11 protein-coding genes are annotated in these 12,345 nt (G+C 70.6%); 6 read left to right on the top strand and 5 right to left on the bottom strand.

Annotated features, from left to right (window positions below; translation table 11 throughout):
- The coding region (locus tag ON39_RS11395) for an arabinosyltransferase C-terminal domain-containing protein (RefSeq protein ID WP_040733500.1) at positions 1-435 on the top strand (435 nt) is incomplete at its 5' end.
- A gap of 25 nt (positions 436-460) precedes the next feature.
- Here the strand turns inward: ON39_RS11395 and rarD are convergent.
- Complete coding sequence (gene rarD / locus ON39_RS11400; RefSeq protein WP_040733501.1) at positions 461-1,375, bottom strand: EamA family transporter RarD; 915 nt, start codon at positions 1,373-1,375, stop codon at positions 461-463.
- 35 nt (positions 1,376-1,410) lie between these two features.
- Between rarD and ON39_RS11405 the strand changes: the two genes are divergently transcribed.
- Positions 1,411-3,837, top strand: a complete 2,427-nt coding sequence (locus ON39_RS11405; protein WP_040733502.1) for an HAD-IC family P-type ATPase — start codon at positions 1,411-1,413, stop codon at positions 3,835-3,837.
- Positions 3,838-3,914: 77 nt separating this feature from the next.
- Positions 3,915-4,733, top strand: coding sequence for a PhzF family phenazine biosynthesis protein (locus ON39_RS11410; RefSeq protein ID WP_040733503.1), 819 nt, complete (start codon positions 3,915-3,917; stop codon positions 4,731-4,733).
- Between the two features lie 198 nt (positions 4,734-4,931).
- Here ON39_RS11410 and ON39_RS11415 read toward each other — a convergent pair whose 3' ends face one another.
- Positions 4,932-7,001, bottom strand: coding sequence for an MMPL family transporter (locus ON39_RS11415; protein ID WP_040733508.1), 2,070 nt, complete (start codon positions 6,999-7,001; stop codon positions 4,932-4,934).
- A 131-nt stretch (positions 7,002-7,132) separates the two neighbouring features.
- Between ON39_RS11415 and ON39_RS11420 the strand changes: the two genes are divergently transcribed.
- Together ON39_RS11420 and ON39_RS11425 are read left to right on the top strand one after the other, a co-directional pair.
- A complete protein-coding gene (locus ON39_RS11420) occupies positions 7,133-8,482 on the top strand; it encodes a sensor histidine kinase (protein ID WP_051186517.1) in 1,350 nt (449 codons plus the stop codon).
- A complete protein-coding gene (locus ON39_RS11425) occupies positions 8,479-9,135 on the top strand; it encodes a response regulator (protein WP_040733504.1) in 657 nt (218 codons plus the stop codon). Before ON39_RS11420 ends, ON39_RS11425 begins: the two co-directional genes overlap by 4 nt.
- 10 nt (positions 9,136-9,145) lie before the next feature.
- Here ON39_RS11425 and ON39_RS11430 read toward each other — a convergent pair whose 3' ends face one another.
- From ON39_RS11430 to lspA, 3 genes are read right to left on the bottom strand one after another with little or no spacing between them, the layout of a single operon-like run.
- Entirely contained in the window at positions 9,146-9,814 is a 669-nt protein-coding gene (locus ON39_RS11430; RefSeq protein ID WP_040733505.1) for a hypothetical protein, read from the bottom strand.
- Entirely contained in the window at positions 9,807-10,733 is a 927-nt protein-coding gene (locus ON39_RS11435) for an RluA family pseudouridine synthase (protein WP_040733506.1), read from the bottom strand. The genes ON39_RS11430 and ON39_RS11435 overlap by 8 nt, the downstream gene beginning before the upstream one ends.
- A complete protein-coding gene (gene lspA / locus ON39_RS11440) occupies positions 10,730-11,368 on the bottom strand; it encodes a signal peptidase II (RefSeq protein ID WP_040733507.1) in 639 nt (212 codons plus the stop codon). The genes ON39_RS11435 and lspA overlap by 4 nt, the downstream gene beginning before the upstream one ends.
- A gap of 76 nt (positions 11,369-11,444) precedes the next feature.
- Here lspA and ON39_RS11445 point away from each other — a divergent pair.
- Positions 11,445-12,345: hypothetical protein (locus ON39_RS11445; protein WP_063713334.1), on the top strand; the 901-nt coding region annotated here is incomplete at its 3' end.

Here is a 12,345-nt window from a genome sequence, read left to right on the forward strand (position 1 = left end):
CTCGGCAAGGACCAGTGGCTCGCGGTGACCCCGCCGCGAGTGCCGCAGACGAAAACCCTGACCGCCGTGGTGGGTTCGCGGACGCCGGTCCTGCTGGACTGGGAGGTCGTGCTGAACTTCCCGTGCCAGAACCTGGTTCCGACCCACGCGGGCGTCGCCGACCTGCCCGCCTACCGAATCCTGCCGGACCGCAACGGCGCGACCATCACCAACCTCTGGCAGGCGCACGACGGTGGCGGTCCGCTCGGCTGGACCCAGTTGCTGTTCACCGCCCGCGCGCTACCCACCTACCTGGACAAGGACTGGGACCGGGACTGGGGCTCGATCGAGCAGTACCTGCCGCTGGACCCGAACGCGCAGACCGCGAAGGTCACCATCGACGAGACCCAACGCTGGGGCACCTGGACCCCGGGCCACATCAACACCGCCTGGTAGCGAATTCCCCACGCCGCAACGCCGCTTACCCGCGCTCCGCGGCGGCCGACTCGTCGCCGCGGGACCGGGTGCGCCGCGCCCGCAGCAGGGCGTGCGCGGTGAACACGGCCAGCGCCGCCCAGATGAGCGCGAAACCCGCCCAGCGGGACGTGGGCATCGGCTCGTGCGCGACGGCCACGCCCCAGGCCATCTGGAGGGCGGGCGTGAGGTATTGCAGCAGCCCCATGGTGGACAGCGGAACCCGTTGGGCGGCAACGGCGAACAGCAGCAGCGGGATGAGGGTGACCGGGCCGGTGGCGGCCATGAGCGCGGCATGCCCCGCGCCGGAACCGAATTCGCTGCGGCCGGTGAGCGCGAGCACGACGACGAAGGCGAGCGCGAACGGCGCGGCCACCACGCCCTCGGCCGCGATGCCGCGCAGCGCGTCCAGCGGGATCACCTTCTTCACCAGACCGTAGGTCGCGAACGAGCAGGCCAGCACCAGCGCGATCACCGGCGGCCTGCCGTAGTCGACGGTGAGCACGGCCACCGCCGCCGCGCCGAGCCCGAGCGCAACCCACTGTGCCCGTGCCAGCCGCTCGCGGAAGATCAGCACGCCGAACGCGACGGTGACGAGCGGGTTGACGAAGTACCCCAGCGCGCACTCCACCACGTGCCCCGATGTGACGCCGTACACATACACACCCCAGTTGACCGCGATCGCCGCCGAGGCCACCGCCGCCAGCCGCCAGATCCGCGCGCCGATGCCGAGCAGCTCGCGCAGCCGCCCCGCCACCAGCAGCACCGCGAGTACCACCAGCAATGTCCACAGGATCCGCTGCGCGACCACCTCGGCCGCGCCGGCGAACGCCAGCAACCCGAAGAACGCGGGGAACAGGCCCCAGAGGAAAAAGGCGCTCGTACCGAACGCAACACCAGGGATGGACCCGCTCCGCTGCACGCTTGCGACGCTACTTCTCACGTAGCCTTGCGGTCATGTCGACTACCGTGCAGGCCGCGCGCGCCACCGGACTCACCGCGGCGGAGGTCGAGCAACGTCGCCGCGACGGGCTCACCAACGACGTGCCCGACCGGGCGAGCCGCTCGGTCCGCGACATCGTCCGGGCGAACGTGTTCACCAGGATCAACGCCATCCTCGGCGTGCTCTTCATCCTGGTGCTGGCCACCGGATCGATCATCGACGGCATGTTCGGCCTGCTGATCGTCGCCAACAGCGCGGTCGGCATCATCCAGGAGATCCGCGCCAAGCGCACCCTGGACAAGCTGGCCATCGTCGGCCAGGCCAAGCCCACCGTGCGCCGCGACGGCGAGGCCGTGGAGGTGTCGCCGCGCGAGGTGGTCCTCGACGACCTGATCGAGCTCGGCCCCGGCGACCAGATCGTGGTCGACGGCGAGGTCGCCGAGGCCTCGCTGCTCGAGGTCGACGAGTCGCTGCTCACCGGCGAGGCGGACCCGATCGATAAGCAGGTCGGCGCCGAGGTGATGTCGGGCAGCTACGTGGTCTCCGGCAGCGGCTGCTATCGCGCGACCAAGGTCGGCAAGGACGCGTACGCGGCCAAGCTGGCCGAGGAGGCGAGCAAGTTCACGCTGGTGAAGTCGGAGCTGCGCAGCGGCATCGACACGATCCTGAAGGTGATCACCTATCTGCTGATCCCGGCGGGCTTGCTGAGCATCTACAACCAGCTGGTCTCCAGCAAGGAGTCGTGGCGGCCCGCGGTGACCGGCATGGTCGCGGCGCTGGTGCCGATGGTGCCCGAGGGCCTGGTGCTGATGACCTCGGTGGCGTTCGCCGTCGGCGTGGTGCGCCTGGGCCGGCGGCAGTGCCTGGTGCAGGAGCTGCCCGCCATCGAGGGGCTGGCCCGCGTCGACGTGGTGTGCGCGGACAAGACCGGCACGCTCACCGAGAACGGCATGCGGCTCTCGGACATCAAGACGCTGGACTCGTTCCAGGACAACGAGGTTCGTCAGGCCCTGGCCGCGCTGGCGGCCGACGATCCGCGCCCGAACGCGAGCGTGCAGGCCATCGCGGAGGCGCTGCCGGACAGCCCCGGGTGGGAGCGCACCGCCGTCGCCCCGTTCTCCTCGGCCAAGAAGTGGAGCGGGTGCTCCTACGGCGAGCACGGCGACTGGCTGCTCGGCGCGCCCGACGTGCTGCTCGACGCGGGCTCCGAAGAGGCAAGGGTCGCAGAGGAACTCGGCTCCTCGGGCCTGCGCATCCTGCTGCTGGCCCGGGGTGACCGGGCGGTCGACGCCGACGGCGCACCGGGCGACGTGCGGCCCGCCGCGCTGGTCGTGCTGGAGCAGCGCGTCCGGCCCGACGCCAAGGAGACGCTCGAATACTTTGCGAGCCAGAACGTTTCGATCAAGGTGATCTCCGGCGACAACGCCGTCTCGGTGGGCGCGGTCGCCTCCTCGCTCGACCTCACCGGCGGCGACCACGCCGTCGACGCGCGCAAGCTGCCCGAGGACCGCGACCAGCTCGCCGACGTGCTCGACGAGCAGACCACCTTCGGCCGGGTGCGCCCGGACCAGAAGCGCGCCATGGTGGCCGCGTTGCAGTCCAGGGGCCACACCGTCGCGATGACCGGCGACGGCGTGAACGACGTGCTCGCGCTCAAGGACGCCGACATCGGCGTCGCGATGGGCGCGGGCAGCCCGGCCACCCGCGCGGTGGCGCAGATCGTGTTGCTGGACAACAAGTTCGCGACCCTGCCGTACGTGGTCGGCGAGGGCCGCCGGGTGATCGGCAATATCGAGCGGGTCTCGAATCTGTTCCTCACCAAGACCGTCTACTCGGTGCTGCTCGCGTTCCTGGTCGGCCTGGCCGGCGTCGGCTCGCAGATCTTCGGCTACGACCCGATCGCGTACCCGTTCCTGCCGCGCCATGTCACGATCGCCGCCTGGTTCACCATCGGCATCCCGGCGTTCATCCTCTCGCTCGCGCCCAACAACGAGCGCGCCCGCACCGGATTCGTCCGGCGCGTCATGCGTTTGGCGATTCCGTCCGGTGTCGTGATCGGCGTCGCCACCTTCGTGGCCTACCTGATCGCCTACGCCGGTCCCGAGGCGACCGCGCAGCAGAAGGAGCAGGCGGGCACCACCGCGCTCATCACGTTGATCATGATCGCGGTGTGGGTGCTCGCCATCGTGGCCCGCCCGTACGTGTGGTGGAAGGTGGTGCTCATCGCGGCCTCGGTCGCGGCGTACGTGTTGCTGTTCACCGTTCCGTTCACCCGTCACTTCTTCAAGCTCGACCCGTCCGACGTCGGTCTCACCACGGCCGCATTCGTTTGCGGCGCTGTGGGAATCGTGCTCGTCGAGGTCGCGTGGTGGGTCAGCGCGACGCTGCTCGGGGAGAAGCGGCAACTGTTCCCGACCCCGAACGACGCCGCTCCCCGGTAAACTGGACATCTGACCCGGCGCGCCGCGAGAACCCTTGTGCGGGGCGGTCATTCAGTGTTGGAGTACCTTCTCCGAATATGGAGGTACTGCTGCACCAGATCGACGCGTTCGCCGACGCACCGTTCTCGGGCAACCCAGCCGCGGTGATGCCGCTCCCGTCGTGGCTCCCGGATTCGTTGCTGCAACACCTGGCCGAGGAGAACAACCTCGCCGAAACCGCCTTCTACACCGCGGAATTACCGCGGGAGGCCGGTGCGCCACCGGGCGACTGGCCCGCGTTCCACCTGCGTTGGTTCACCCCGGCGGTGGAGGTGGACATGTGCGGGCACGCCACCGTGGCCAGCGCCGCGCAGATCCTGGAGGACATGCACCCCGGCGCGGACCGGGTGAGCTTCTTCACCCGCAGCGGTTGGCTGCACGTGGACCGCACCGACGACGACGAATTCGTGCTCGACCTGCCCGCCGTGCCCGCCACCGAGACGACGCCCGACGTGGTGCTCGTCGCGGCGCTGGGGGTCACCGCGCAACGCGCCTTCACCGGCGCCGACGAGGTCATCGTGGTCGCCTCCGAGCAGGAAGTCCGTGATGCCGCACCGATTTTCACCGCGTTCCCGCCGTTGCCGCGCGGCGTGATCGTCACCGCGCGCGGCGAGTCCGCCGACTTCGTCTCGCGCTTCTTCGCGCCGGGCGTCGGTATTCCGGAGGACCCGGTCACCGGATCGGCGCACGCCCAACTGGTTCCGCTGTGGGCGGGCGAACTCGGCCGCACCGAACTCGCCGCCCGCCAGCTCTCCCGGCGCGGGGGCAGCCTGCGCTGCGAGCTCGCCGGGGACCGCGTGCTGCTCGTCGGCCGGTGCCGTCGGTACCTGGACGGCGTTGTGCGCCTGCCGGACTGACCCGAGCAGCCGCGACTCGTGCGCGCCCCCACCGGAACTCGCGCGCCGACCCGGCGCCGCCGGCGGGTGGCCGCGCCGGGGCCGAGTCGCGCTCTGTCACTGCGACGCGGTGCACCATCGACGCGGCGTGGTGATCGCAGGCCTTCGCCGGGATGAAGCGGGGATGGTACATCCCGGCGAAGGCCTGTCCCCTCCGGTTCACGCAGGCGCCGGCTCCGGCTCGCGCTCGGCGTCGGCCGAATCTCGCTCCGGCCGTGCTGGTTTCGACGGCCACCAGATCCGGTCGCCCACCAGCACGGTCAGCGCGGGCACGAGCACCGACCGCACGAGCAGCGTGTCGAGCAACACCCCGAACGCCACCGTGAACCCGACTTGCACCATGGCCACCAGCGGCAGCGTCATCAGCACGGCGAAGGTCGCGGCGAGCACCACCCCCGCCGAGGTGATCACTCCGCCGGTCACCGACAGGCTGCGCAGCATCCCCGCCCTGGTGCCGTGCCGGGACGCCTCCTCGCGCGCCCGGCTCATCAGAAAGATGTTGTAGTCCACGCCGAGCGCGACCAGGAACAGGAACGTCATCACCATGAGCGATGGCTCGAGTCCGTGGAAGCCGAAGACGTGTTCGAACACGAAAACACTTGCCCCGAAGGCGGATCCGAAGGAGAGCAGCACCGTCAGGACGAGCCCGATCGGGGCGACGATCGAGCGCAGCAGCAGGCCGAGGATCGCCGTCACCACGAGCAGTACGAGCGCGAGCACCGTGCGGTCGTCCCGCGCGGAGGCGGTGTCGACATCGAGGTTCATCGCGCTGGCGCCGCCGACCAGCGTTCCCGCGCCGATCTTCGGCAGGGTGTCCCGCAGCCGTTCGATGGTGGCGTACTCGCCCGCCGAGTCCGGCGGGTCAAGTGGAATCGCCGTCAGCTCAGCGTATTCCGGCCCCGACCGGCCCTCCTCGGCGAAGCCGATACCGGGATCGCTCCGCACCGCCCGCAGTACCTCGGCCCGGAATTCGTTGCGCGCCAGGATGCTCAGCGGTAGTCCGCCGCGCTCCGGAAAATGCTCGCCGATGAGCTTCTGCCCGGTCACCGACTCCGGCGCGGTGACGAAGCGGTCGGTCTGCGCCAGCGAGCCGGTGTCGCCGAACAGGCCGAAGGTCAGCACCGCGAGCACGCCGACGGAGACGACCGAAGCCACGGCGGGCCGACGAGAAATGGCTCGGCCCACGCGCTCCCACAGTCCTGAACGCTTCGCCGTGGCCGCGTTCAGGTGGGGGATTCTCGGCCAGAACACCCATCGGCCGCACAGCACGAGGACGGCGGGGAAGAACGTCAGCATGACCGCCAGCGTGCCGACGATCGCCGCGGCGCCGACCGGGCCGAGGCCCGCCGTGCTGTTCATGTCGGCGACGAGCAGGCACAGCAGCCCGGCCGTCACCGTCGCCGCCGACGCGATGATCGCCGGCGCCGCCCGGCGCATGGCCGCGAGCATCGCCGCGCCGGGCGCCGAATGCTGATGTAGCTCTTCGCGATAACGGGCCACCAGCAGCAGCGCGTAGTCGGTGCCGACGCCGAAGGCGAGAATGGTGAGGATCGCCGAACTCTGGTCGCTCACCGTGATGTCGAAGGCTCGCACCAACCCGTACACCGCCGCCATGGACGCGATATCGGCCACCGCCACCGAGATCAGCGGCACCAGCCACAGCAGCGGACTGCGATAGGTCAGCAAGAGCAACGTGGCCACCACGACCACGGTCACCAGCAACAGTTGCGTGTCGACGCCGTCGAAGCTGCCCTCGAAATCGGCCTGGAGGGCCGCGGGGCCGGTGACGCGCACGGCGAGCCCGTCCGGATGGTCCGCCACGATCTTTCGCAGGTCCTTCAGGTATTCGCCTGGCTCGCCGCGAGATTCGTCCACCTCCAGCGAGTAAAGCGCGGTCGTGCCGTCGCGAGCGAGCGTCGGCGGCTCGGCCGAGGGGTCGATACCCGGCGTGAATTCCGCTGTAAGGGCGGAGAATTGGCGGCCTGCGGCGGCGCGGTCCGCGTCGGTCAGCCCGCCGGGCCGGAAGTAGGCCACCACGAACAGGTTCGTGTTCCCGCCGGGCAGTGTCGCCGCCAGCTCGGCGGCCGCCGTCGACTCGGCCGACGCCGGAAGATACTCGACCATCCGATCCGTTTTCACGCCGTCGAGCCGACCGGCCAACGGCACCAACGCCAGCAGCGCGACCACCCACAGGCCGAGCACGATCAGCGCGCGCGTTCGCATCCCCATCATCTCTCCTCCGTCGAGTACGAATGCAGCGTCGCCGACGCGCGCCGCGAATACGTCCGCCCGCGGTGGGCAGTTGCGCGTACTCCGCGCGGAGTACGCGCGCGGCGGCACGGCCGCGCACAATGGCTGGAATGGAGCGGCGATGGTGGATCGATGGCGCGATCACCGGTGTTGTCCTGTTCATCGGCTTCGGCTGGGCGCTGCTGATGCCGGGCGACTCGGCGCTCGACCCGCTCGGCGTGCTGCTACTGGTGGCGGGCGTTGTGCCGCTGCTGATCTACCGGATCGCGCCGCTGCCGGTCCTGGTCGCCAACATGGCGGTGGCCGTCGTCTACCATCTGGCCGAATACCCGCACGAGGCGCTGATCCCGGCCACGATGGTCGCGCTCTTCGCGGTCGCCCGGTACGGCAACCGGCGCCGCACGCTGCTGGTGATCGCGGTCGTCGTCGTCATCGCGGAGCTCGGCATCTTCTACTCCGCCGAGCCGGGGGAGAACACTGTGTTCCTGGCGATCGACGCGATCGGCTGGGTGCTGGTCGCCGCCGTCGCCGGGGAGGCGGCGCGGCTACAGCACGCCTACCTCGCCGCGATCGTGGACCGCGCCGAACGCGCGGAACGCACCCGCGACGAGGAGGCGCGCCGTCAGGTCACCGAGGAGCGGCTGCGCATCGCCCGGGATCTGCACGATCTGCTCGCGCACACCGTCACCGTCATCCAGGTGCAGGCCGGAGTGGCCGCGCATCTGCTCACCGAGCGCAAGGCCGAGCCCGCGACGGTGATCGCCGCGCTCGACACGATCTCGGACGCCTGCGTGGACGCGCGGGCCGAACTCGCCGCCACCGTCGGTGTGCTCCGCTCGCCGGTGGCCGAATCCCGTTCCCCACTGCCGACTCTCGCGCAGCTGTCGGCGCTGGCCGAGCCCGTCGAGGCGGCGGGGGCGTCGGTGGAGATCCGCCGCACCGGACGGGTGCGCGCGCTCGCGCCGACCGTGGAGCTGGTCGGGTACCGGATCGTGCAGGAGGCGTTGACCAATGTGGCCAAACACTCCGGGGCATCCGAGGCTCGTGTGGAACTCGACTATGCCGATGATCGGCTCGGCATCCGGGTCATCGACAACGGGGCTGTCGAAGTCGGCACGAAAGACGAGAGTGGAGTCACGACAGAGGGTTTCGGGATCGTCGGCATGATCGAGCGCGCCGAGGCCATCGGCGGCACGGTTGTCGCGACGGGCACGGAGGACGGATTCACCGTCACCGCAGAGCTTCCCGTGGTCGGTCGTGGAATGGTCGAGGACGGCTCGCGCACTGAGGGGACATCATCGTCCAGGGTGTCGCCGAGCTGTGCGACCGAGGACGGCTCACGCACCAGGGGGACATCCTCGCCCGGGTCGTCGCCGGGTTGTGCGGTCGAAGGCGGGGATGCGCGGGCGGACGCGGGAACTGACGTCGGGCGCGGTGACTTCGCCGGTGCTGCTTCATGATTCGCGTGCTGCTCGCCGACGATCAGGCGCTGGTTCGCGGGGCGTTCGCCCTGCTCGTCTCGTCCGCGTCGGACATGGTGGTGGTCGGGGAGGCCGCGACCGGCCGCGCCGCGGTCGCGCTGGCGCGCACCGAACGCGCCGACGTCGTCGTGATGGACATCCGCATGCCCGACCTCGACGGCATCGCCGCCACCGCCCTGATCGCCGCCGACGAGGGCCTCGCCGGTGTCCGCGTGCTCGTCCTGACCACCTACGACACCGACGACAACGTCTTGGCCGCCCTCCGCGCCGGCGCCAGCGGTTTCCTCATCAAGGACACCAAACCCGCCCTGCTGCTCGACGCCATCCGCACCGTCGCGGCGGGCGAGGCGCTGCTCTCGCCGAGCGCCACCGCGGCCGTGATCGCCCGCGTCCGTGCGGTTCCCGACCCCGCGCCCCGCCCGGACCTGTCCGTCCTGACCGATCGCGAACGCGACGTCCTCACCCTCGTCGCCCGCGGCATGACCAATGCCGAGATAGCCGAGACATTGGTCGTCAGCCCGCTGACGATCAAGACCCACGTCAGCCGGGTCCTCGCCAAACTCCTTGCCCGCGATCGCGTCCAGCTGGTCATCGCCGCCTACGAGGCGGGCCTGGTCACGCCGTCGAGCTGATCAGGTGAGGTCACTTGTCCGGCACGGGGCCGTCGTTCGGTCCGGGCGCCACGATATCGAGTTGGTCGGGCAGTAGCGGCACGACACCGAAGCGACCGGCGACCGCGTCGGCGGGAAGCGCCTCCACCGCACGGATCCCGTTCTGCGAGGCGATTTTTCGTAGACCGTCCAGGGGTCCGCGAACGACGATACCGACGGCGCACGCGCATCCGGAGCGAAGGCGGGCGGCGGACAGTGCACCGACCTCGGCGGCTCGGTCGTCGAGGGCGGCGCGGGGGAGCAGCCACGCGGCGGACTCGGCGGAGGCGACCGCGGCCGCGTCGCCCGCGGGCACCGGGACGGCGACCAAGGGAGTTTGTACGCGAGGCACCGGAACTCGGTACAGCACCTGCGCTATCCGCAGCCCACCGCTGTTAGGCGGGATCTGCTCCGGCACAACAGGTTCGGTGAAGGAGACCAGAGCCCAATGGTCGGCGGTGTCGGCCCCCGCGAGCGAATCGCGCGCCCGCGCAAGGTAATCCGCGACCTGCTCACCCTGCTCCGGCCCGAGCCGATCGGTGAAGACGCCCGCCTTGCGCGGCGGATGCAGCACGCCCAGCAGCACGATGAACACCACCAGCGCGACGACCGCCACCCCGGCGGCGAGCCGGCCGAGGGGCAGCGCCCGCCCGTCACGCATTGCGCAGGACGTCCAGCGCGTGCTTCAAATCGTCGGGGTACTCGCTGGTGATCTCCAGCCAGCGGCCGTCCGCGGGGTGGTGGAAGCCGAGCGAACGGGCATGCAGCCATTGCCGCTCCAGCCCGAGGCGCTGGGCGAGGCGCGGGTCGGCGCCGTAGGTGAGGTCGCCGCAGCAGGGGTGCCGGATGGCGGAGAAGTGCACCCGGATCTGGTGGGTGCGCCCGGTCTCGAGGTGGATGTCGAGCAGGCTGGCGGCCTGGAACGCCTCGACGGTGTCGTAGTGGGTGATGCTCGGGCGTCCGTCGGCGGTGACCGCGAACTTCCAGTCGTTGCCGCGCGCCCGCCCGATCGGGGCGTCGATGGTGCCGCTGCTCGGATCCGGATGTCCTTGCACCAGTGCGTGATACCGCTTGGCCACGGTGCGCTGCTTGAACGCGCGCTTGAGCACCGTGTACGCGTGCTCGGACTGCGCGACCACCATGACGCCGGAGGTGCCCACGTCGAGGCGGTGCACGATGCCCTGGCGCTCGTGCGCGCCCGAGGTGGAGATGCGGTAGCCCGCCGCTGCCAGCCCGCCGACCACCGTGGGCCCGGTCCAGCCGACGCCGGTGTGCGCGGCGACGCCGACCGGCTTGTCCACCGCGACGATGTCGTCGTCGGCGTAGAGGATGCGCATGCCTTCCACCGGCGCGACCTCGATCGACAGCTCGCGCTTGGGCTCCGGGAAGATCACCTCGAGCCAGGCGCCCGCGGTCAGCCGATCGGATTTGCCCGCCGCGACGCCGTCGAGCTGCACCGAGCCCTCCTCGGCGAGCGCGGCGACGGCGGTGCGGGACAGGCCGAGCAGCCGGGACAGGCCCGCGTCCACCCGCATGCCGTCGAGCCCGTCGGGAACGGGCATGGTTCGCGTCTCTCTCATGCGGTGTTCCCTTCGGAGCGGGTCGTCGTCTCGCTCGGCTCGGCCGGCTCCACCGGCTCGTCGCGTCCGGTGCGCGTGCCGTTCGGCTCGAAGCCGAACACGGTCAGCACCACGAGCAGGATCGCGCCGCACACGATCGAGGAGTCCGCCACGTTGAACACCGGCCACCAGCCGATCGCCAGGAAGTCGACCACGTGCCCCTGCAACGGTCCCGGCGCGCGGAACAGCCGGTCGACCAGGTTGCCGAGCGCGCCGCCCAGCACCATGCCGAGCCCGATCGCCCACCACAGCGACCGCAGCGTGCGCCCGATGCGCACCACCCCGATCACCACGGCCGCCGCGACCAAGGTCAGCAGCCAGGTCATGCCGGTCGCCATCGAGAAGGCGGCGCCCGGGTTGCGTACCAGGCTCAACCGCGCGAAGTCGCCGATGATCGACACCGGCTCGCCCGGTTTCAGATTCGCCACGACAAGGCATTTGGTGAGCAGATCCAGGCCGAGCAGGACAGCCGCGATGATCAGCAGAGTCCGTAACCGCTGCGGTGGAGTCTTTAGCCGCTCGGCGGGCGTCGCCTCCTCGGCGCGGTTCGCAGGGTTCTCCTCGGGCGGCGGCTCTTCACTCACACGCACCATCATCTCTCGAGCTACCCGGCGGCTTGTGCGGTGGTCACCCGCAAGTCCCAGCTGACACTCAGGAACCGGTCGTACCCTGATGCTCGTGACGGTGTTGTCTTCCCCCCACATCCCGCGGTTCGCGCGGTCCGGTGTGCTGCTGATCGTGCTCGCGGTCGGCCTGACCGCGTTCGGGACCGGTTGCAGCGATGGCGCCGAGTCGCGCTCGGAGCCCGAGACCACCGAGCCGCTCGGCATCGGCAAGGCGGTCAGCGTGCCGATCCCGGTCGCGATCACCACCGTCGTGTCGCCCGGCGACGAGCCGCGCTCGCTGCTGCGCCGCGACTACCCGGCGGGCACCGTGCAGCAGGTGACGCTGCATACCTCGCACCGCATCGCGCAGCAGATCAACGATCAGCCCGCGCGCGACTTCTCCGCGCCCGCCCTGTCGATTCCGATGAAGGCGCAGACCGACGCCGACGGCATCGACCTGACGCTCGGCACCGTCACCACGCCGGATCCGTCACTGGCCAAGGCGCTCACCAAGACCGGCGGCTCGCACGCCGGGTTCGACCTCAGCGACCTCGGGGCCATCACCGCGCTGCGGCTCGAGCCGTCGCCGGACACCTCCAGCCCCGCGCGGGCCGCCTTGGAACAGGCCTTCTATCAAGCGGTTTACCGCTCCATCGCGTTCCCCGACCAGCCGGTCGGCGAGGGCGCGGTGTGGACGGTGCGGCAGGAGATCAGCGGCGGGGTGACCCTCGAGCAGGTCACCACGGCGACGCTGACCAAGCGCGACGGCGACCGGCTGACCATCGAGCTCGACGTCACCCAGCAGCCGAAGTCCGCGGTGTGGAACCTGCCCAACAACGCGGGCAAGCTCGACATCCAGGACTACGTCATGCAGGGCACCGGCACCATCACCGTGGATCTCGGCTTGCCGCTGCCGGTCTCGGGCACCATCACGGTCGGCGGCCATCAGGGCTACCGCGATCCGCGCA

Source organism: Nocardia tenerifensis NBRC 101015 (assembly GCF_000308715.1).
Lineage (GTDB): Bacteria > Actinomycetota > Actinomycetes > Mycobacteriales > Mycobacteriaceae > Nocardia > Nocardia tenerifensis.